The 20,303-nt window shown below is 37.4% G+C and carries 24 protein-coding genes; 23 read left to right on the top strand and 1 reads right to left on the bottom strand.

Annotated elements, in window-relative coordinates; translation table 11 throughout:
• Window positions 1-13 precede the first annotated feature (13 nt).
• From fliT to EK386_RS06790, 9 genes are all read left to right on the top strand, one after another.
• Entirely contained in the window at window positions 14-373 is a 360-nt protein-coding gene (gene fliT, locus EK386_RS06750; RefSeq protein WP_126658274.1) for a flagellar protein FliT, read from the top strand.
• 68 nt (window positions 374-441) lie between these two features.
• On the top strand, window positions 442-846 hold the full coding sequence (gene fliS, locus EK386_RS06755; protein ID WP_126658275.1) for a flagellar export chaperone FliS: 405 nt from the start codon (window positions 442-444) through the stop codon (window positions 844-846).
• Window positions 847-949: 103 nt separating this feature from the next.
• Window positions 950-1,312, top strand: coding sequence for a DUF8042 domain-containing protein (locus tag EK386_RS06760; RefSeq protein WP_126658276.1), 363 nt, complete (start codon window positions 950-952; stop codon window positions 1,310-1,312).
• A 504-nt stretch (window positions 1,313-1,816) separates the two neighbouring features.
• On the top strand, window positions 1,817-2,203 hold the full coding sequence (locus EK386_RS06765; RefSeq protein WP_126658277.1) for a PilZ domain-containing protein: 387 nt from the start codon (window positions 1,817-1,819) through the stop codon (window positions 2,201-2,203).
• A 208-nt stretch (window positions 2,204-2,411) separates the two neighbouring features.
• Window positions 2,412-2,801 carry a PilZ domain-containing protein gene (locus EK386_RS06770; protein WP_126658278.1) on the top strand — a complete coding sequence of 130 codons (390 nt, stop codon included), beginning with the start codon at window positions 2,412-2,414 and terminating at the stop codon, window positions 2,799-2,801.
• A 111-nt stretch (window positions 2,802-2,912) separates the two neighbouring features.
• Window positions 2,913-3,467: a ribosome hibernation-promoting factor, HPF/YfiA family gene (gene hpf / locus EK386_RS06775; RefSeq protein ID WP_126658279.1), complete on the top strand. Its 555-nt coding sequence runs from the start codon at window positions 2,913-2,915 to the stop codon at window positions 3,465-3,467.
• A 123-nt stretch (window positions 3,468-3,590) separates the two neighbouring features.
• Window positions 3,591-4,469 carry a UTP--glucose-1-phosphate uridylyltransferase GalU gene (gene galU / locus EK386_RS06780; RefSeq protein ID WP_126658280.1) on the top strand — a complete coding sequence of 293 codons (879 nt, stop codon included), beginning with the start codon at window positions 3,591-3,593 and terminating at the stop codon, window positions 4,467-4,469.
• A gap of 21 nt (window positions 4,470-4,490) precedes the next feature.
• Window positions 4,491-5,708: a glucose-6-phosphate isomerase gene (locus EK386_RS06785; RefSeq protein ID WP_126658281.1), complete on the top strand. Its 1,218-nt coding sequence runs from the start codon at window positions 4,491-4,493 to the stop codon at window positions 5,706-5,708.
• Between the two features lie 121 nt (window positions 5,709-5,829).
• Window positions 5,830-6,249: a hypothetical protein gene (locus EK386_RS06790; RefSeq protein ID WP_126658282.1), complete on the top strand. Its 420-nt coding sequence runs from the start codon at window positions 5,830-5,832 to the stop codon at window positions 6,247-6,249.
• A 56-nt stretch (window positions 6,250-6,305) separates the two neighbouring features.
• Here the strand turns inward: EK386_RS06790 and EK386_RS06795 are convergent, their stop codons facing one another.
• Window positions 6,306-7,997: a phospho-sugar mutase gene (locus EK386_RS06795; RefSeq protein ID WP_126658283.1), complete on the bottom strand. Its 1,692-nt coding sequence runs from the start codon at window positions 7,995-7,997 to the stop codon at window positions 6,306-6,308.
• A 542-nt stretch (window positions 7,998-8,539) separates the two neighbouring features.
• On the opposite strand from EK386_RS06795, the gene EK386_RS06800 reads away from it, so the two are divergent.
• From EK386_RS06800 to EK386_RS06865, 14 genes are all read left to right on the top strand, one after another.
• Window positions 8,540-9,286, top strand: coding sequence for an SAF domain-containing protein (locus EK386_RS06800; protein WP_126658284.1), 747 nt, complete (start codon window positions 8,540-8,542; stop codon window positions 9,284-9,286).
• Between the two features lie 18 nt (window positions 9,287-9,304).
• Window positions 9,305-10,465 carry a CpaE/TadZ family protein gene (locus EK386_RS06805; protein ID WP_126658285.1) on the top strand — a complete coding sequence of 387 codons (1,161 nt, stop codon included), beginning with the start codon at window positions 9,305-9,307 and terminating at the stop codon, window positions 10,463-10,465.
• 13 nt (window positions 10,466-10,478) lie between these two features.
• Window positions 10,479-11,828 carry a TadA family conjugal transfer-associated ATPase gene (locus EK386_RS06810; RefSeq protein ID WP_126658286.1) on the top strand — a complete coding sequence of 450 codons (1,350 nt, stop codon included), beginning with the start codon at window positions 10,479-10,481 and terminating at the stop codon, window positions 11,826-11,828.
• Window positions 11,825-12,751 (top strand): type II secretion system F family protein, encoded by a 927-nt coding sequence (locus EK386_RS06815; protein WP_126658287.1) that lies wholly within the window; start codon window positions 11,825-11,827, stop codon window positions 12,749-12,751. Before EK386_RS06810 ends, EK386_RS06815 begins: the two co-directional genes overlap by 4 nt.
• Before the next feature lie 4 nt (window positions 12,752-12,755).
• Window positions 12,756-13,688 carry a type II secretion system F family protein gene (locus EK386_RS06820; RefSeq protein WP_126658288.1) on the top strand — a complete coding sequence of 311 codons (933 nt, stop codon included), beginning with the start codon at window positions 12,756-12,758 and terminating at the stop codon, window positions 13,686-13,688.
• A gap of 85 nt (window positions 13,689-13,773) precedes the next feature.
• On the top strand, window positions 13,774-13,980 hold the full coding sequence (locus EK386_RS06825; protein WP_126658289.1) for a hypothetical protein: 207 nt from the start codon (window positions 13,774-13,776) through the stop codon (window positions 13,978-13,980).
• 83 nt (window positions 13,981-14,063) lie between these two features.
• Complete coding sequence (locus EK386_RS06830) at window positions 14,064-15,470, top strand: vWA domain-containing protein (RefSeq protein ID WP_246027603.1); 1,407 nt, start codon at window positions 14,064-14,066, stop codon at window positions 15,468-15,470.
• Between the two features lie 22 nt (window positions 15,471-15,492).
• Entirely contained in the window at window positions 15,493-17,103 is a 1,611-nt protein-coding gene (locus EK386_RS06835; protein ID WP_126658290.1) for a hypothetical protein, read from the top strand.
• 52 nt (window positions 17,104-17,155) lie between these two features.
• Window positions 17,156-17,530, top strand: a complete 375-nt coding sequence (locus EK386_RS06840; RefSeq protein ID WP_126658291.1) for a hypothetical protein — start codon at window positions 17,156-17,158, stop codon at window positions 17,528-17,530.
• Window positions 17,527-18,174 (top strand): hypothetical protein, encoded by a 648-nt coding sequence (locus EK386_RS06845; protein WP_126658292.1) that lies wholly within the window; start codon window positions 17,527-17,529, stop codon window positions 18,172-18,174. Before EK386_RS06840 ends, EK386_RS06845 begins: the two co-directional genes overlap by 4 nt.
• A gap of 13 nt (window positions 18,175-18,187) precedes the next feature.
• Entirely contained in the window at window positions 18,188-18,646 is a 459-nt protein-coding gene (locus EK386_RS06850) for a DUF4234 domain-containing protein (RefSeq protein WP_126658293.1), read from the top strand.
• 4 nt (window positions 18,647-18,650) lie between these two features.
• Complete coding sequence (locus EK386_RS06855) at window positions 18,651-19,244, top strand: hypothetical protein (protein ID WP_126658294.1); 594 nt, start codon at window positions 18,651-18,653, stop codon at window positions 19,242-19,244.
• A gap of 21 nt (window positions 19,245-19,265) precedes the next feature.
• Window positions 19,266-19,664 carry a pilus assembly protein gene (locus tag EK386_RS06860; RefSeq protein ID WP_126658295.1) on the top strand — a complete coding sequence of 133 codons (399 nt, stop codon included), beginning with the start codon at window positions 19,266-19,268 and terminating at the stop codon, window positions 19,662-19,664.
• Window positions 19,661-20,299, top strand: a complete 639-nt coding sequence (locus tag EK386_RS06865) for a pilus assembly protein TadG-related protein (RefSeq protein ID WP_126658296.1) — start codon at window positions 19,661-19,663, stop codon at window positions 20,297-20,299. Before EK386_RS06860 ends, EK386_RS06865 begins: the two co-directional genes overlap by 4 nt.
• The last annotated feature ends 4 nt before the right edge of the window (window positions 20,300-20,303 follow it).

Consider the following 20,303-nt stretch of genomic DNA (forward strand, 5'->3'; position numbering starts at 1 on the left):
GGAGAATATTTTAATGGACAACACACAAAAGTTATTACAAATATCAGCTAAATTATTTCAACATTTAACAGAGTATCCAAAAGAGGAAGCTCGTGAAAATTATATTGATGCATTAAATTCAATGTTAGATGAACGTGGTCTTATTATCAATGGATTACTAATTGAAGGTTTTAAAGTAGATACGGATAACCGTGCCCATATTACTTTGATTGAACTAGATAAGGGTATTCGCGAACGACTCGAATTATTTATGGATTCAGTTAAACAGGATATGAAAAACTTGCAAACTATAAAGAAAAATGAGAAACAGTATTTCAATCCCTATTCAGATGTACGAGTTATGGATGGGATGTATTTTGATAAAAAGAAATAGATTTACCTTTGTATAAATTGTTATAGCTTTATTAATAATAAGTTGATCCTTTAAAGGAGTGTCCAACATTGGTAACACAAAACACAGCATTTAATGCATACAAACAAAACAGTATAACTACCGCTTCGCCAGGTGAATTAACGTTAATGTTATATAACGGTTGTCTAAAGTTTTTAACAAAAGCGAAAAAAGCGATTGAGGATAAAGATATTTCAGAAAAAAATACGAATATCCAAAAAGCACAAGCCATTATCAACGAACTCATGGTCACACTAAACATGGATCAAGACATTTCAAAACAATTGTTATCATTATATGATTATATGAACCGTCGTTTACGAGAAGCAAATATCTCAAATGACACAACCATAATTGATGAAGTAATAGGTCTTACAACAGAATTCCGTGATACTTGGAAAGAAGTTATTCAAATTAATCGTCAGCAGCAATATGGTTCTGCTGGGGAAGTATAAATTTATGAATTGTCAAGCTACTCAAATATAATGAGTAGCTTTTCTTTATTTTTTCAAAAAAATGCCGATATAAATATTACTAAATATGAAGGAGTCTATCCAAATGGAAGATACAAAACAACTTATTCTTCAGACACAAGAATCGTATTATGCGTATATAAAGCAGGTTGCAAGCGGTTGTAAGACAATTGTCGACCTATTAAATGATGGTGACATTGGGAACGCTATGCTGGCGCTCTCTCATTTAAGCGAAGGACTTGTCTGGTTAACAAATGTAGAAAAATTAATGGAGCATCATTCATTTAAAATTGAGAGCGATGTTCAAAAAGCAGAAAGATTGTATCAAAGTATCATCCATGCTTTAGAAACAAAAAATTATGAAGTCGTTGCTGAAATTCTTGAAACTGAGCTGCATCCATTATTTGTTGAATTAGATCAATTACGTTTTGAAGAAATTATAAATTAAATAGAATAACTAGCTTTTGCCTTACATGTTACTGGTGTAAGGCTTTTACTTTTTTGGAATATCCACTCCGGAAAAGAATTTAATATCATCACATGAACGGAAGCATTAAATAGTACTGTATTTTACGTGGGCGCTGGGAATGGCTAAATAATAAATCGAAATATAGTTTTGTCCATGAACAACTAACAGTAGAAGTAGAGTGAATTCTAATTTAATACTGTCACAAGAAAACACTTATCTAAATTGATTCCTTAATAATATAGGAGGTGTACTCAGAGAATATCCGTTATTTAATTATGGGCGTATTTAACAATGTCTTTAGTTGCATTAGAAAATAGTCTATAAATCCCACTGGAACTAGCATTTTAGGAAATGTAACCCAAAATTACAATAAATGTAAAATAATACGTAATGCACTATTCCAATAAAACAATAAATGTTTAAATAATAGAAAGTAGTATTTAATTGTAAGACAATACATCGCTAACGTTTGGGGGAAATACTATGGACTTTAAAAGGAAAGAAGGGTTTCGTTTTATTTTCGATCAACCGATTGAAGCAGATTATGAGATCTACATAAATGGGCAATTAGCTAGTATCGAAACCTATCATGCGAAGATTTTGGATATTAGTCCTCGTGGGATGAAAATCTTTTGTGGACCCGAAATTGGGAGCTCCCTAAAAAATAGCACATTGCAAATTAAAGTTCATTTTCTTCTCGACGTTACGCATATTCATGCAATAGGTGATGTTGTTTGGAGTCGACCTTTTGGCAGTGCTTATCAATGTGGTCTTTGTTTTTATGTACAACCAGACATTGATGAGCTGATTACAAATGAACTAAAACTTCGTCGGAAAAAAGAAGTGTTCGCTAGAAGGGTAAAATCGTAAATTAGTGTTTCTTTACTGAATTAGAAGGCTCCAATAATGTGGTCTTTTTTGGTTATGAATTTTAACTTTGTCCATTTTGGTAATTATACCAAATATTACTATCCAATTAATAAAAGTCATGTTATAAATGTTTTGAATAGCAAAATAATATGTTCACACCCTCATGTTACTTTGCTTCCTTTGATCATTTGTTTTAGGAGGAAACAATATGAATTTTAGAAGGAAAGAAGGGTTTCGTTTTGTTTTTAACGATCCTATTGAGGCAAATTTCAAGATTTACATAAATGGACAACCTGCTAGCGCTGATAAGTATAATGGAAAAATTTTAGATATAAGTCCGCGGGGTATGAAAATGTTTTGTGGACCTGAAATTGGGGAATATTTAAGAAGTACCACTTTACAGGTGGAAGTACAGTTTGTTTTAGATGTTACGACGATTCGTGCATTAGGCGATGTTGTTTGGAGCAAACCATTAGGGTCGGGATTTCAATGCGGCATTATCCTCGCTGCACAAGAAGATATTGATGACCTGATTATCGATGAAATGAAACGTCGCCGCAAAAAAGAAGTTTTACAATCTAAACATAAGAAATCTTAATTTTTTGTGAATCATTTTGTCGAATTTTGAAAAACATTTACTATGGCGGTAGGATTTTTAAAACCTGTGGCGAATATATACTTCATAGGTGGAACAAAAGGAGGAGTTTACATGCTAAACTTTAACATTCGTGGTGAAAACATTGAGGTAACTCCAGCGATTCGCGAGTACGTTGAGAGCAAAATCGATAAAGTGGAACGCTATTTCAACGATGAGGTAAATGCGAACGCTAACGTCAATTTAAAAGTGTACAATGATAAACAAACAAAAGTCGAAGTGACAATTCCAATGAAAAATGTCACACTCCGAGCTGAGGAGCGACATAATGATATGTATGCAGCAGTTGATTTAATTGTCGACAAGCTAGAACGTCAAATTCGTAAACATAAAACAAAAGTAAACCGTAAATTCCGTGAACGTGAAGGCACAGGCGTTTACTTCGCGCAAGAGGTTGCCGGTACGACTGTAAGCCCTGTGGAAGAAGAAGAGTTCACAATTGTGCGTACAAAACAATTTGACCTAAAACCAATGGATCAAGAAGAAGCAATTCTTCAAATGAACCTACTGGGCCATGACTTCTACGTGTACACAGATGCCGAATCAAACGGTACAAACATCGTCTACAAACGTCGTGATGGAAAATATGGTCTAATTGAAACAAACTAAATATGAGCTTTTTAGAAATTATATAGTTGAACCAGTAACCGCACATTTCTAGACAGCTTCAAAGACCTGAGTTCAGTATTTTGCTGGGCTTGGGTCTTTTATTTTAACAAAAGAGGTGATGTGATGAAGACTAAAGTAAGAAAAGCGGTCATTCCGGCTGCTGGCTTGGGTACGCGTTTTTTACCTGCAACGAAAGCACAACCAAAAGAAATGTTACCGATTGTGGATAAGCCGACCATTCAATACATCGTGGAGGAAGCTGTCGCCGCTGGAATCGAGGATATTATTATTATTAGCGGGCGTAATAAGCGTGCCATAGAAGATCATTTTGATAAAACTTATGAGCTTGAAGAACATCTTGCGAAAAAAGGAAAATGGGCAGAATTAGAAGAAATCCAATCTATCTCGAATTTAGCCAATATCCATTACATTCGTCAAAAAGAAGCAAAGGGATTGGGCGATGCCATTTATTGCGCTCATCGATTTATTGGTGATGAACCGTTTGCTGTGTTACTTGGAGATATTATTCTCGATGCGGAAAAACCAGCTTTAGCTCAACTAATAGAACTGTATGAACAAGAGCGAACTTCTGTGATCGGCGTACAATCTGTTTCAATGGATGTGGTGCATCAATATGGTGTCATTCATCCGATTGGGGAAGTACTTGATGGTCAGCCGATTGAGGTAAAAGGCTTTGTGGAAAAACCGAAAGCGGAAGAGGCTCCATCCAATCTATCTATTATGGGTCGCTATGTGCTAACTCCGAATATTTTTCATGCACTTAAATCCATTGCTCCGGGTGCAGGTGGTGAAATTCAGTTAACTGATGCGATAGAGTTATTAAACCACTCTGAACGGATTATTGCTTATAACGTGAAGGGGCGATTATACGATATTGGGAGTAAAATTGGATACGTGCAGGCGACCATTGATTATGCATTAAAACGGGAAGAGTTAAGGGAAGAATTAGTAAGTTATATGAAAACGATCATTCATACATAATTGCTTTAGGAGACGATTACGATGTTGAATTTTGATTATCCAAAACGTATTCAACAGTCTCATATTCTAGATATTCCTAAATTGGAACACTTGATAGAATGCTCATCGGAACAATTGCTGGAAATCGAGCACGTTGCGGAGGAAATACAGGCATCTGCTGACGTATTACTCGTAATTGGTGTTGGAGGTTCTTTTCTTGGTGCTCGCGCGGTAATCGATGCATGCACCCCTTATTTCAACACAAACAATGTAGAAGTGTTATATGCAGGAAATAATATGAGCGGTGCCTATTTAACTCAACTTTTAACTTATCTTGAATCAAAAGAAGTGTATGTAAATGTAGTATCAAAATCCGGTTCGACCATGGAGCCAGCCTTAGCTTTTCGGATTGTTAAGAAATATATGGAAGAACGTTATGGGGATAGGTCGAAACAACGAATTATTATTACGACGGATGGGAACACGGGGCTTTTAAAAGAAATGGCAGCTCGGGAAGGGTATCGGCAATTCGTTATTCCTACTGAGGTTGGTGGCCGTTATTCTGTTTTTACATCGGCAGGGCTTCTTCCAATTGCGGTAGCAGGAATTGATATTCATTCATTTCTTTGTGGAGCAAGACAAGCAGAAACAGACTTTGCTGTGGATGAATTGAATAACCTGGCTTACCAATATGCTTTTACACGGTTCGAATTGTACAAGGAAGGCTTTGTGATGGAGTTGTTAGCTTCCTTTGAACCACGACTTAATAAGCTGCATGAGTGGTGGAAGCAGTTATTTGGGGAAAGTGAAGGGAAAGAGCATAAAGGGCTTTATCCATCGACTGTGAACTATTCGACGGATTTGCATGCAATTGGTCAGTTTATCCAGGAAGGTAGCCGCATTATGTTTGAGACGCTTATTCACTTTGAAGAGGTGGAAGCCGATGTGGAAATCCCTTTTACTTTGGATGATCGCGATGGGTTGAATTATTTAGCAGGGCGGTCCATGAATGCGATTAATGCCACGTCAAAAGATGGAGTAGCCTTGGCGCATGAAGAGGGGGGCGTACCTGTCATCAAAATTGTCCTTCCTAAATTAGACGCCTATCATGTGGGGTATTTAATGTACTTCTTTATGAAAGCTTGTGTCATTAGCGCGACGCTACTTGGAGTAAATCCGTTTGACCAACCAGGTGTAGAGGCGTATAAAAAGAAAATGGTGAAATTGCTAAAAGGGGATTTTGTCCAGGTAAATAAATAATTAATGGAGAGTTCTCGGAAATTTCTGGGGACTTTTTTAATGGAAAATATCGAAACGTATGTTCGTATTTTATATAATGGAAATAAGAAAAATGATTCATAATAAATTGGAGGTGGTAATCGTGGAAAAACAAATTCTTGAGTTACTTCTAGACATGAATACAGAAATCAAATCCATAAAGTCACATGTGAATAATATTGAGTTGGACGTAAATTATGTGAAGTCAGAACTAGCTCATGTGAAAACAGAAATAAGTGATGTAAAGTCTGAACTCGGTAATGTGAAAACAGAAATAAGTGATGTGAAGTCTGAACTCGGTAATGTGAAAACAGAAGTAAGTAATATTAAATCGGAATTAAATGTAGTTAAGTCAGAAGTTAAAACAATGCATAAACGTTTTGATCTGTTCGAGGAAAATATAAAAAGCATGGGTGAACATTTTGAACTTACTGCTGCATACCGAATAAATGATACGCAATTCATTGAGGATAAGATCAATAGGTTGGAGAAGGAAATTTATCTTTTGAAAAACAAAAAATAGTTTTCTTTTAAGTGAAAAAATGCCCCAAAGTTTGAATCTTTGGAGCAATGTATAGATTATTCAACTATCGCTTTTATCATCTGTTCAATCCGCGTACCGGCATCCTGTTGTGTTTTGGCAACAACACCAAAATAATATTTACATTTTGGTTCGGTACCAGAAGGGCGAATTGCCACCCAAGATTCATCTTCTAAAATAAATTTTATTACATTTTCTTTTGGTAATTGAATGGGCTCTGTTGTACCATTTGAAAATGTTACAACACCCTTGAGATAGTCTTCAACTTTTACAATTGGGACACCTGAAATTTCGGTAGGAGGATTTTCACGATACCCATTTAATATCGCGGTCATTTGTTCTTGTCCGTCTTTCCCCTCGAACACTTTTGATACTAACGCTTCTTTGTGATATCCAAAATTCAAATATAATTCATTTAAGGCATCTAATAAAGTTTGTCCTTTAAGAGAATAATACCCGGCCATCTCTGCCACTTTTACTGCGACTTGAACGGCATCCTTATCTCGGGCAAAGGTTTTAATTAAATAGCCGTAACTTTCTTCGTAGCCAAATAGAAATGCGTGCTGCTTTGATTTTTCATATTCCTCTATTTTTTCAGCGATGTATTTGAAGCCTGTTAATGTATTTTCCGTTGCTACGTTAAAGTGATTTGCAATTTTCGTACCTAATTCACTTGTTACGATGGTTTTGACCATGATGCCATTTGGAGGGAATGTGTCATTCTTCTGTTTCGTTTGCAAAATATAATGGAGTAATAGTGCACCAAGTTGATTACCTGTTAATAATTCGTAACATTTTTCATTGCGGATTGCTACACCTAATCGATCAGCATCCGGATCCGTTGCCAATAGTAAATCCGCGCCAACCTCGTTTCCTTTTTCCATGGCCAACTCAAATGCAGCTGATTCTTCCGGATTTGGATAAGGAACAGTAGGGAAACTTCCATCTTGAATGGCCTGTTGATCCACTAAGTATACATGATTAAAGCCAAATTCTTTTAATCCTCGTGTAACTGGGACAAGCCCTGCACCATGTAGAGGGGTATAGACAATCTTGAGTTCTGTGTTGAGCTCATTATCTTCTTTTAAGGTTTGGAGGTTTTGTAAGTACTTTGTATCCAGCTCTTCTAAAATCCAATTGAACAAGCCTTGTGCTTCTAACTCTTTTTCATCATGTACTGAAATTTCAAATACGTCCTGGATTGTGTTCATCTGTTCCATAATGATGTTAGCACTGGATGGCACAAGTTGCGCACCATCTTCGCCATAGATTTTAAATCCATTATATTGTTTTGGATTGTGGCTTGCCGTAATAACCACTCCAGCAAAAGCGTGAAGCTCTCGAATGGAAAACGATAGTTGTGGTGTTGGTCGTGGTTCTTTAAAAACATACGCTGTAATGCTGTGCGCTCCTAACACACGAGCAGTTTCAACCGCAAACTCATAGGAAAAGTTTCGTGTGTCATAGGCAATGACTACACCACGTTGTTTTGCTTCTTCGCCATTTAAATCAATATAACGCGCCAGTCCTTCTGCTACTCGACGGATTGTATAAATATTCATTCGGTTCGTGCCAGCACCTAACAATCCGCGCATGCCACCTGTACCAAAGGAAAGATATTGATAAAAACGATCTTCAATTTCTTTTGCATTAGTTGAAATTTCGTTTAATTCATTCATTAAATGTTCTGGTAAATTTGCTGACTTCCATTTGTTATAACGATCTAACATCATTGCACCTACATTTCACTAGAATAGTTACTTCAAGAAAAAATCATGTACTGTTAATAATATACACTGAAAAAGGTACACTCCATAAACTTTTTTACACATTGATGGAGTACGCTCATCGTGTTATGACCTAGTATCTACTCGTTATTCTTACCTAGATCTTACAATCAAATTATCCGTAATTTAACTTAATTCCTAAGATAAATTGCCTAATTCCTCTCAATCTCAAATTTCTCAGTTTCAAAGCACCTTCCAAAAAGTAGAAGTTTTTAAAAATGATTATTTAGCCTTAATGCCACAAAATTTAATATGTCAACGGAATCGTTTTGGCAAGAAAATTCGACAAAGTAAAGCCGTTTCAAAAAATTACTGACAATTCAGTTTCGGAAATCGAATCTTTTTACGTATGTCTATTAGTCTAGCCGAAAAATAATGACACGCTTGTCCACCTTTGACAACATTTTCAAGTTACCTATACTGAAAATATAATTGGATATTTCCAAAATTCTCAATACTCAAATTTATGGAAAGTAGGGGTATTAGTGTTAGAAGCGAAACGACGTGCTGCGATCTTTCTATTACTTGCATTCTTATTGGCCATTGTTGCAGGCTATCTCGTTTTAGAAAAAGTAAAACAGTTGAATGCTGAGCTTGGTGGAATGGTTGAAATTTACGTGGCGAATGGCAATATCCCTGCTCGTACATTGTTACATTCGAGCCAATTAACCAAAATGGAGATTCCTCAAAAGTTTTTGACGGATTCCCATATTACTTCGGAAAAAGATATTGCTGGTCAAGTATCTGTTGTTCCTCTACATGAAGGGGATATCCTAACGCACAACATGTTAAAGGATTACTCCAATCTTCAAAATGAGAACAATCGACTTGTCGCTCTTTATAGAACCGACAAAGTTCAGTTTGACCAAGAAATTGCGGCACTTGATCGGGTGGATATTGTGGTCTCCCATGAAGTTAATGGTGAGAAGAAAACGGAGAGCTTTATGAAAGATGTGTCTGTTGCGTATTCCCAAGGTACTGGTGAGAAATTTGCGGGGGTAGCGGTTGAAGTGTCTGCACAAGACGCAACAAAGCTCATCCATATGCAAAATTATGCGGAATACATACGAGTATTAAAGGCGAATGTTGGTCAGGAAGAATCTACACCATCGACAAAAGAAGAAACAACAGCACCTGTTGAAACAGAAAACAAATCGACTGAACCAGTTCAACAAGAAGTAGAGGAACCCGCTTCCAATTCTAACAAACCATCCACAGACGGAAATTCGTAAACGGGAGGGGGACTTGTCATGGAATCGAAATTAAATATTTTAATTGTTAGCGATGAACCTGTACTTTTGCAACAATTGAAAAATATTGCAGAAAGTACGGAAGAAAATGTCCTTGTTGCTTCTACGACGGATGCCATAAGGGAAATGAATCGTGAAACGCGAGATATCGTCATCATGACGCAAAATGAAACGGACTTAGCAATTGATCTTGTGCAATCGATGCGGCAAATCAATCCGCTCGTTCTGATTATCTGTATTGCGCAACAAACAGACTTTGTGCTTTTGCGAAATTTAATGCGTGCTGGAACGGATGAATTTTTTGTATTCCCAGAGGAAACGTCCCTATTTACGAGTCGATTTCCAACTACGGTAAAAAACTATGCGATTCAGAAAAACTCCAGAGAATCGGCTACAGCTAAATCATTTGGTCGAGGACGAGGACAAATTTTCTCATTTTACAGCGGTAAGGGTGGTAGCGGAAAAACGGTTATTTCATCCGTACTTGCGCAAACATTGAAGCTTGAATCTACTGCTGAAGTCATCCTGATTGATTTAAATGGTCAGTATGGTGGGGTAGAATCGATGTTTTCCATTGAATCCAATCGCTCTCTCGCGGATTTATTACCTGTTATTGAAGAATTAAACGAAAGTCATATACGAAATGTTTCCAAAACAGAGGAAAATTCGAAGCTTGAAATTTTAGTTAGCCCAATTGATGCCGAGGTGGCCGAAACATTGGGGGAAAACTTTGTTGCGAAGTTATTGCGAACTTCTAGAAGGGCATTTGACTATGTCATCATTGACTTACCTTCGAACTTAACTGGACCCGTTATTACGGCAATGGAGGAGTCCGACAAAATCTATTATGTTCTTACACCGGATACACCTGCATTAAAAGTATTGAAGTATTACGAAGATTTATCTGCGCGCATTGGGGTCAATCTCATGGGGCGAATGGAGATTGTTTTAAACAATATTTCAAAGGAAAACGAGGTACAGCAAAAAGATTTAAAAAATGTCTTGCGCTATCCAATTGCAGCGAGCGTTCGTAAAGATATTAAAGGGTTGCAACCATTTATTAACAAGGGCGAACCCGTTCGAAAAGTAGTGAAAGAACGGAAGCTCATTCCGTTTGCAAAAGATGTGCGCAAATTTACACGTGAGATTTTGAAACAGTAATGGGGGTGTCGTAATGGCTTCTATTTTTGAAAGAAGAAAAGAATTGGTTTCTCAAAAGAAAACCGTTTCCTATCAGTACGATAACCATCTTGTGGATGACCTTGTTGAGCATTATAAAAGTCGCCTCTTACGTGATACGAATTTAGAAGCATTAACTCAACTTTCACAAGGGGAAATGCGACTTAAGATTGAGCAGTATGTTTCTCAATTTATGTCAGAGGAACGGGTTGTTATTTCCCGACATGATAAGGAACTACTTGTCACAAGAATTTTAGACGAGTCAGTTGGGTTAGGTCCTCTTGAGCCACTAATCAATGATCCACTTATCACAGAAATTTTAATTAATGGCTATAACGAGGTGTATGTGGAAAGAAGAGGGAAGCTACAACAAGTGGATATTGCATTCCGTGACGATGAACATGTGCGACATATTGTGGACCGTATTGTGGCTCCACTTGGTCGTCGGATTGATGAAAGCTCGCCAATGGTTGATGCGCGGTTGCCAGATGGAAGTCGGGTAAATGCCGTTATTCCACCAATTAGTTTAAATGGCACCCTCGTTTCAATTCGTAAGTTCCGAGCAGAGCCATTTCAAATGGACGATTTGCTTCAGTTTGAATCATTAAGTCACGGAATGGCGACGTTTATTGATTGTGTTGTCAAAGCGAAAATGAATATGCTCATTTCTGGTGGAACGGGTTCGGGAAAAACAACTCTTTTGAACGTTGCTGCTAGTTCAATTCCAGATTTTGAGCGTGTTATTACGATCGAGGATTCTGCGGAGCTTCGTTTGAATCGACCAAATGTTGTCGGCATGGAAGCTCGCCCTGCAAACGTGGAGGGAAAAGGGGAAGTGACAATCCGAAATCTTGTAAGAAACGCACTTCGAATGCGACCTGACCGAATTATCGTTGGGGAAGTTCGGAGTGGAGAAGCGTTTGATATGCTTCAAGCGATGAATACAGGACATGAAGGGTCTATTACAACTGTCCATGCGAATACACCAGATGACGCACTTAGACGTGTGGAATCAATGGTCGTCATGGCGGGGATGGATTTGCCTTCCTCCATTATTCGGGAATTTATCGTTGGTGCATTGGACATTATCATTCAAGCTACTCGTTTAACAGATGGAACACGAAAAATTGTTTCTATTTCCGAGGTACAGAAAAAGGAAGATGGTACATCACAAATCGTTGAAATTTTCACTTTTAAAAGGGTAGGCATGACAAAGGATGGAGATGTCATTGGCTATTTTACGCCAACAGGGGTAAAGCCCAAATGCATCGAGCGGATTAAAATGTTTGGTCTCTCGATTCCAGATGGCTTGTTTTTACCGGAGCATCAGGAGGTGAGTCTATGATTGCCGCCACCGTCACAGCAATCGCTACAATTCTACTCGTATTTGGCTTTTACAATCTATTAGGCTATCGAAAAGAAAAGAGAGAGTGGCGAAAAAAAACACATCAGTTTTACCGTGAAGGAGAACGAAGAAAAAGTGTACTGGTCATATGGGGAGCAAAATTTGATCAAACGGAAACGGCAAAAGAAATGGAAAAAACCTTACTCGATGCCAACATTCCGTTTACTCCTTCTGAATTTATTGGTGCTTTAATTGTTGCTTACATGGGCTTGTTATTTGTTCTTTACAACATTTTCAACGTGTCAATAGTGATCGCTATTGTCATTTCCTTGCTGTTACTTGAAGGTGCAAGACGGATGCTTTTTGTTATGCGGAAAAACAAACGTCGGCAAATTCTTGTGGACCAGCTTCCTGAAATATGCCGACTTCTTGCTAATTCTACAAGGTCAGGGATGACATTAAATCAAGGAATCCAACTAGTCGCAAAGGAAATGACGGAGCCAGCAAAGAGTGAGTTTAAAAATTTAGCCCACGAATTATCTTTAGGGATTGATTTTGGCAATGCGATTCGTGCATTGGAAAAGCGTATTGACAATAAAGAATTTCATCTTTTTACAGCGACACTGCTTATTCAAAAAAGAGCTGGCGGAAATTTATATATGGTATTGGATGAAATGAGCAACACGTTAGATGAACGAAAGCTGTTAAAGCAGGAAATTAAAACACTGACCGCTGAGCAACGGTACATTTCGTATATCATTCCGGTCATTCCAATTTTTTTAGTACTGATGATGAACAATGTTGTAGATGGCTTCCTTGATCCACTGTTCTCAGGAATTGGCCTACTTCTATTTGCCATTTTTGCGTCTGGAACAGTTGCGACATTTTTCATCGTAAGAAAAATTACAAATATTAGGGTGTGACAAAATGGATGGAATTATCGCCATTACGATTATTCTAACCGTTCTATTTTTTGGGATTGCCCTAAGAGCGGTTTACGTTTATGGGCAAAGCCGTCGAGAGTTAAAGAGAACCATTGCTGACACGCTTTATACCTATGACACGTTCCAAAAGAAAGTAAGCAGGAATGAAAAAGTATTAAAGAAAATCCTCCATTTTGCGGATGATTTTTCAGAGCTAGGCCAACGTATCAATTTTTTTAGTGAAAATGCCGATGTGAAAAAATGGCTCATTCAAGCGGGGCATCCATATGGTTTAACGGTTGAGCGATTTCAGGGCTTAAAAATGTTTCTTCTTATTTTTGGTGTGATTGCTGGAGGCATTATGCTCGTACTTGGTTTTCCTTTTGCTCAATTTTTAGTCATTCTTTTGCCAATTGGAGGCTATATGTTCTCGATTTTATGGATTCGATCAAAAGCAAATGCGCGGCAATCTGAAATCTCGTACCAGCTGCCTGATTTTCTTGACACGATGAGTGTAACGTTACAGGCAGGTGTTAGCATGAATCAAGCATTACGAGATATTGTGCCGTATTTTGAAGGACCCATTAAAGAAGAATTTAGCCGCTTTTTACAAGAATTGAGTATTGGTGTTCCAAAAGTAGAAGCGTATCGTTTGCTGCTTGAACGAAATGATTCGAAAGAGTTTCAAATATTAATTAAGTCTCTTATTCAAGGTGAGCGACTTGGTGTTCCAATTGCAGATTCATTCAAACAACAAGCTGAAGAAATGAGGAAACTCAAAAAAGAGATGATTAAAGAAAAGGCGGCAAAAGCTTCACCGAAAGTAACATTAGTCACGACATTTATTATTCTGCCGTCCGCCCTCATCTTTATTGGAGGCTTGATGATTATAAATATGTTCAACCAAAACAATGGCATTTTTGAATTATTTCAATAAAGGCTTTACTAGAGGTGGATGACTTTGTAAATGTTAGCCCCGTCTTTTGATGAAGAACTAAATAATGAAAAGGAGAGATGAAGAGATGAAAGAATTTATGTTGTCATTTTGGATTACGTTAATGTCCCCATTGAAAAATGAAAGAGGAGCTCAATCTTTAGAGTGGCTTGGTTTAGCCGCATTATTAATTTTAGTTTTAGGTATTGTTTCGACCGCTCTTAATGGTCAATCCAGTGCAATTTCAGAGTTAATCGGAAAAATCATTCAAAAAATTGCTGGAATGGTAGGTTAATAGTTTCGCAATAGCGGGTTTGCCAATTAACTGAGCGAATCTATCCAAGTTTTAATTGCTAGTAGTTATGGGAGGAGAATTTTTTGAAACCAAAATTACCATGGAGTATAACGATGATCCTCTTATTTTTACTACTTGTTGGTTGTAGTAATGATGAACAACCTTCAACAACAGAGGAACAACAAGAGGCACAAACAGAAGAGACAACTACAGAAAACACAGAGCCAAAAAAAGAAGTTGAGGAAGAAGTAGCAGATCAAGAGAATATTGCCCAAGTTCCTCCGCTTCCTACAACGTTAAAAGAGTTAGAAAATTTACCATCCGGCTATACGAAATATGTTAGTACGCTCGAGGAGGAAGGGCGAACATTAACGGATGAATTAACGAAACACCTTCCAGATATTTCAGGAAATCCAACAACAGAACAACTGGACCGCTATTATGAAGCTATTTTATCTGTTTTTCAACAAGACTTTGTGGGACCTGAGGAATTAATTGAACAAATGAAATTTCAATCGATTGGAAACCCAGAAATTGAAGATCCTCGCTATCAATTTAAAGAAAATTTGAATGTGATGGTTATTTTAGATGCCTCTGGGAGTATGAAAAATTATGAAGGTAATGAAACGCGGATGGACGCAGCGAAAAAGGCAATTACATCATTCGTTAAGGAGTTACCTGAGAATACAAATGTTGGGTTGCGTATTTACGGTCATAAGGGGACTGGGAGTGATTCAGATAAAGCACTTTCTTGTAGTAGCAGTGAGTTAGTGTATCCATTAAGTACGTACAATGCGGGTAACTTTGAGCAAGCACTGACGAAAGTAGTTCCATCGGGTTGGACGCCAATTGGTCTAGCGTTAAATGAAGCGCAGAAAGATTTGGCTTCCTTTAAAGGAGAGAACAATACAAACATTATCTATCTTGTTAGTGATGGGATTTCAACTTGTGATGATCAGCCTGTGGAAGCGGCAAAATCTCTCTATGATTCTGATATAACGCCAATTATGAATATTATTGGTTTCAATGTGGATCATGCAGGACAAAAACAGCTTCAAGAAATAGCAACCGCAACAGAAGGGACATATCAAAATGTATCCGATGCACAAGGTCTTCAAGAGCAATTAGCGGAAGCCAATAAAGTTGCTGAGAAGTGGAAGCAATGGAAAGAATCACAGGAAGGCTGGATTGAACTCTATAAAACTAATAACTGGCTTGATATTTTTGGTTACCATAGTCGTGAATTTAAAAAATGGGTTGATGAACGGCAAGCAGTTGGTTTTACATTAACGTATTTGTATCAGCAAAAAGATAAAATGTCACCAGAATCGCATGACTACTTACAACGAAAAAATAAAGAATATCATACTTGGATTGAACAAGAATATGACAAATTAAGAGCTGAATTAGAAGCAATGAATGAATTAAGTTATACAGATGCCATGAAGGCTTTGGAGGAAAAGTACTTAACGAACACAAGCACTCCTTAAAGAGTAGGAGCGAGGTGAAAGTGTGAAAAGAGGAATATTTAGAAGAATCATCGCTGTATTCATGATTGCTTTTATATTATTTTGGTCGGCAATTCCTTCGATAACAATGGCCTTCTTCATTTCTCCGGGTACGCCAATCACTCCTGGTCAGGCAATTACACCGGGGCAACCAATTACGGGTGGGCAATTTATTATTCCAGGTGAAGTGATTGAGCCAGGTACGCCGATAAATGGAGGGCAAACGTATCAACCAGGTCTATCGTTAAACGGGGGCATTTCACCTGTTTCAGGGCAACCGATTATCCCTCCCTATAACAGCAATACGGGCCAGTTTCTTATTCCAAATATTGCGGGTACTTTGCCAATCAATTGGTTACAGACAGGAACACCTATTTCAACTGGGGATAATATAACAGGTGGTAATGCTACTGACGGAGGGGAAGGTCCATCTGGTGGGAAAGCTCCTACTGGTGGGGATGCATCTCCAACAGGTAATCCTCTAAAAGGTGGTAATGCAACAATCGAAGGAGAGGGTCCATCCGGTGGTGAAGGCCCTAGTGGAGGAGAATCACCAACTGGAGGTGACGGTAATACAGCTGGTGAAGGACCTACAGGAGGAGAAGGACCGACTGCAGGGGAAACGCCTACTGCTGGAGACGGACCTTCAAATGGTGAGAGCCCAACCGGTAATTCATTAGATAGTGGTAACGGTGGAGAAGGTGGGAATCTCGAAACCGGGACAACAGATGGTTCAGGGGATACGTCTTCTGGCAATTCAAGCAGTGGCGAACTTTCATTATTAAATATTCTTTTTAGTTCAACGATTACTGAAAATGGACCTCTTGGTGTTGTCGCGGGGCTACTAAAGGATGGAAAACGCTACATTACTGGTTTTGCAAAGCCATTTATGGAAGGAATGTCTGCCTTTTACGCAGGGTTTCGATTGGAAGAGCTTAAATCAGGAAACTATAAAGTCCATGGTAAGAATCAGCTAAAAAATCCAATCTTAAATTATTTTTATGATAACTACAAAAAATACAAACTTGATGGTAGAGACGCTTACTTACCGGCTGGGAAAAGCAATCCCAAACCGTATAAAGTTACGACATTTTTGGATGGGAAAAAAATTGCCAATTTCGATTCATTCAAAAGTGGCGTTAGTAGTGTATGGAAAAGTGTTAAATCCGGATTAAACGATGGATTTAATATTTTCTCTAAAAAGTTTTATTCGCTATCCAATCTAGGTAAACTCAATGGCCCTCTAAATATTGGTGCTAATGTTCTATCGAATGTTGGGAAACATGGTCAACAGGCATTTAAATCCACCGAATTTTATGCAGATTTAACGGTAGATCTTGCAATTGGAGCTGGAACGACTGCTGTTTCTAGTATTGCATCAAGTATTGCTGCAGGTGCTATTGGAGGATCAGTTGTACCTGGTTTAGGTACTGCAGTAGGAGCATTCGCTGGATTACTAGTCGGTGTCGGCATATCGCTCGGTATTAATGGTACAGATACCGGAAGAAGGCTGAAAAAATGGGCAAGTGATGGGGTAAATGCAGGGTATAAAGCCGTGACAAATACAGCAAAAAATGTATGGAATGGTGCCAAAAATTTATTCGGCTTTGGATGATGGAGTTGCTCTTTTAGGGGCAGCTCTTAACCACATAAGGGGAGGTGAGAAGATGTTTAATACGATGAAGTTTTTTCAAGCAATTGGGGTTAGCATATTATTGACAGTTGTCGTTACTTTTATTGTAAGTTTGATACCATTTGGAAGTGTCGGATTCCTGTTATTGTTTCAAATGATTCTCATCTATGGAAGTGTTGGCTTTTTTTGTGCTAGATGGAATCCAGCAACACCTTACACAGCGGCTTATTTAGGAGCAGTGCTTCTTTCTTTTAGTAGTTTCCTTTTATATCAGTTTGTTTTTAATATTTTCATTTTTGCCGATCCAGATGGTATTGGGAGAAGCATGTCACTAGCGGTTGTGTTTAGTCTCCTATTTGCGTATATAACGGTATTGATTAGAAAGAAAAGAGAAGGTGTGCTCACATGATCCGTAATGTTTTTGATATTTATAATCGTAATTGGAGCCAAATCCTTACATGGTCGTTTCTAATTATTTTACCTGTTACAATTTTTTCTTATTTATCAATGGTGTATGTCTATTCATCCAATGAGGGAATCACCCCCCATTATATTGCGGGGCTTGCTTTCTTTTTAAATTTTATCCTTTGTATTCCACCTTTTGTGAAAATGGTTTTAATTGATAAACAGGATGACGTGTTCAAACCAGTAGATGGGTTAATTTTCTTTGTAAAACAGTTCGGTCTGTTAGTGATTTTAACGAGTATTATTTATTGGATTGCGATTGTCGGCATTCTCTTTTTGTTTATTCCTACGTTTGTCGGTTTATTATTTTTATTAGTTTTCCCATTTTTTTCAGAAGGTCGAAGCGTGAAGACAGTAATTTCAAATACAACGAAAACCATTGTGAGAGAGAATATTTCATTACTAGGTGATTTAATCGTAATCATCAGTATTAACGTTGGTTTATGGGTTGCGATGTTACAGTTTCTTGCACAGTTTGAAAATAACTTGTTGGCCTATCTAATTATTCGAGTTGTCCTAAATATTCTCGTGTTTCCACTATTATATATTTATTTAACATTGCGTTATCGTAATGATCCTGCAATTTGAAGGGATGAAATGGATGGAAAAATTAATAAGTACTGATCACAATTTTAGTATTGATTTTAAAAAATTAAATCTCCCTGTCATGATTGTATTATCGATTATTACATTAGGAGCATACATAGGCGTTTGGTTCCTAAGAAATCGTCAGAGCATCCAAAATTCCCATTATAAAACAGGGATTCATTTTGGGTTATGGAGAGTATTCACGTTGGGTTCGTTTATTTTCTTATTTATTCATTTCTTTGGGAATTTAGTATTGAGTGATTATGGGCTTGCAAATATTGAATCCTATGAAATTATTTTTAACTTCTTTTTTATTGGATTTCTTTATTATTCTATTTTTAGATTACGTGAAAGCTTTGAAGAGGAAGCAGATGTCATACTAAATAAATATTTACTATTTTTCCTTCATGTATTTTATATTCAATACAAAATGAATCAACTTCAAGATTCACAAACGAATGTAAAGGGATGATGTAATGAGAGCTGCACAACAATCAGTACCATTTACGAAAAATAGAGTATTACTTACATTATTTTTGCATTTACTAATGGGTATTCCATTTAGTTTACTACCTGAAGTGAATGTAAGATTTTGGTTTGCTTTTAATGTTGTATTAGCTATCATTTTAGCCTTTATTAACTATATAATTTGGCTGTTTTATAAGGACGAGAGCAAACGTTATTTTTCCCTTCATTCCTTTGTGATGATGATGGGGATTGCTTATTATGCGATGTCACCAGCTTTTAGAAGTTTGTATCCAACAGCGTTCTTTTGGCTTTTACTCATGGTGACGGTCGGTTTAGTAGCATTTCTAATCATAAGATATGATTCAGTAACCATTGCGATTGTGAATCCCCAACATATATTGTTTAAAAAATTAATCATGGTCTATTCTTTTACTTTTATAATGGTTGGGGCACTTTTATGGGTTTATATTGTTGTATCAAAAACAGGACCCTTTGTGGCAGGTGCCAGCATTTTATATTTTGGTGGTCTCTTTTTTATTATGATTTCTCCCGCCATGTTAGCAACACCTGAACGGGTAAAAGAAATATTAAAACATAATTAGACGAAGGAAGGGTGGACCATCATGAAAGTAAAAAAGCTATTAAATAATGAAAAAGGCTCACTTTCCATTGAATTTTTAGGGATCCTTCCATTTTATTTTTTATTTTTCCTTATATTATGGCAGGTCGTTGCTTCGGGGTACGCAGTATTGAATTTAAAGGCCGCTACTACAGATGCTGCACAGGTTTATGCCATGTCAAAAGATTATTGGGAAACAAAAGATACGATTGATCAAACAATTGGCAGCGGGTCATTATTAACGGACCATAGTTTTTTAATCGAACCAGATTCAGCTGATCCTAACTTTTTTGTCGTCACTGTCACAGCAAAGCACCCATTAGTATTCCTTCCAGAAAGTATGGCTGATCTTGCCACAATTACGATTGATTCCAAGGCAACTGGAAAGGTGTTTGTACCATGAAATATGTAAAAGATGAAAAGGGAAGTGCAACGATTTATTTATTATGGATTATGACGACGATTATTGTCATTTCAGTGATTGTCATAAATATTGCGCGGGTATATGTTGTAAAGCATCAAGCATCCACTGCTGCTCATCTTGGTGCAATCGCGGCAACAAGTGAAATTTTGTTCGCTACCGAGGAAGCGATTAAGGAATTTGATGAAAAAATGTTGGAGCTTCTGGAGGTGGATGCAGATTATGAGCCGTTATGGGATGAGATTTTGGAAAGAAAGTCAGAACACATGTCCATGGGAGATGCAGAGGAAGAGGCGTATATAAAGTCTTTAAATGAAATTTTACCAAGTAGTTTAAGTAACGAGTTGTTAAAGGAAATTTTTGAGATGAAATTTAAAATGGACCCAACGCTCAGTTCCGATATTTATCATTCTGTAGAAAAAATTGTCAGGGAAAATGAGGGCAATGAAGAGCATTTAGAAATTGTTATTTCTGAAGACAAATATCGTGTAGAAGTAAAAACGGATGCCACCTTTGACTCGATTACAGATGGTTCGTTCTTAAATCGATTTTCAAAAGATATCCCACAAAAAGGTTATGGTCCGTCACTACGGTATTTACAATATGTTTTAAATTGAGGAT

The sequence above is a fragment of the Lysinibacillus antri genome (assembly GCF_003977595.1).
Classification (GTDB): Bacteria; Bacillota; Bacilli; order Bacillales_A; family Planococcaceae; genus Ureibacillus; species Ureibacillus antri.

Coding starts and splice junctions, on each gene's coding strand:
- fliT (WP_126658274.1), top strand. CDS start 14: ATGGACAACACACAAAAGTTATTACAAATATCAGCTAAATTATTTCAA.
- EK386_RS06760 (WP_126658276.1), top strand. CDS start 950: ATGGAAGATACAAAACAACTTATTCTTCAGACACAAGAATCGTATTAT.
- EK386_RS06765 (WP_126658277.1), top strand. CDS start 1,817: ATGGACTTTAAAAGGAAAGAAGGGTTTCGTTTTATTTTCGATCAACCG.
- EK386_RS06770 (WP_126658278.1), top strand. CDS start 2,412: ATGAATTTTAGAAGGAAAGAAGGGTTTCGTTTTGTTTTTAACGATCCT.
- hpf (WP_126658279.1), top strand. CDS start 2,913: ATGCTAAACTTTAACATTCGTGGTGAAAACATTGAGGTAACTCCAGCG.
- galU (WP_126658280.1), top strand. CDS start 3,591: ATGAAGACTAAAGTAAGAAAAGCGGTCATTCCGGCTGCTGGCTTGGGT.
- EK386_RS06785 (WP_126658281.1), top strand. CDS start 4,491: ATGTTGAATTTTGATTATCCAAAACGTATTCAACAGTCTCATATTCTA.
- EK386_RS06795 (WP_126658283.1), bottom strand. CDS start 7,997: ATGTTAGATCGTTATAACAAATGGAAGTCAGCAAATTTACCAGAACAT.
- EK386_RS06805 (WP_126658285.1), top strand. CDS start 9,305: ATGGAATCGAAATTAAATATTTTAATTGTTAGCGATGAACCTGTACTT.
- EK386_RS06810 (WP_126658286.1), top strand. CDS start 10,479: ATGGCTTCTATTTTTGAAAGAAGAAAAGAATTGGTTTCTCAAAAGAAA.
- EK386_RS06815 (WP_126658287.1), top strand. CDS start 11,825: ATGATTGCCGCCACCGTCACAGCAATCGCTACAATTCTACTCGTATTT.
- EK386_RS06820 (WP_126658288.1), top strand. CDS start 12,756: ATGGATGGAATTATCGCCATTACGATTATTCTAACCGTTCTATTTTTT.
- EK386_RS06825 (WP_126658289.1), top strand. CDS start 13,774: ATGAAAGAATTTATGTTGTCATTTTGGATTACGTTAATGTCCCCATTG.
- EK386_RS06840 (WP_126658291.1), top strand. CDS start 17,156: ATGTTTAATACGATGAAGTTTTTTCAAGCAATTGGGGTTAGCATATTA.
- EK386_RS06845 (WP_126658292.1), top strand. CDS start 17,527: ATGATCCGTAATGTTTTTGATATTTATAATCGTAATTGGAGCCAAATC.
- EK386_RS06850 (WP_126658293.1), top strand. CDS start 18,188: ATGGAAAAATTAATAAGTACTGATCACAATTTTAGTATTGATTTTAAA.
- EK386_RS06855 (WP_126658294.1), top strand. CDS start 18,651: ATGAGAGCTGCACAACAATCAGTACCATTTACGAAAAATAGAGTATTA.
- EK386_RS06860 (WP_126658295.1), top strand. CDS start 19,266: ATGAAAGTAAAAAAGCTATTAAATAATGAAAAAGGCTCACTTTCCATT.
- EK386_RS06865 (WP_126658296.1), top strand. CDS start 19,661: ATGAAATATGTAAAAGATGAAAAGGGAAGTGCAACGATTTATTTATTA.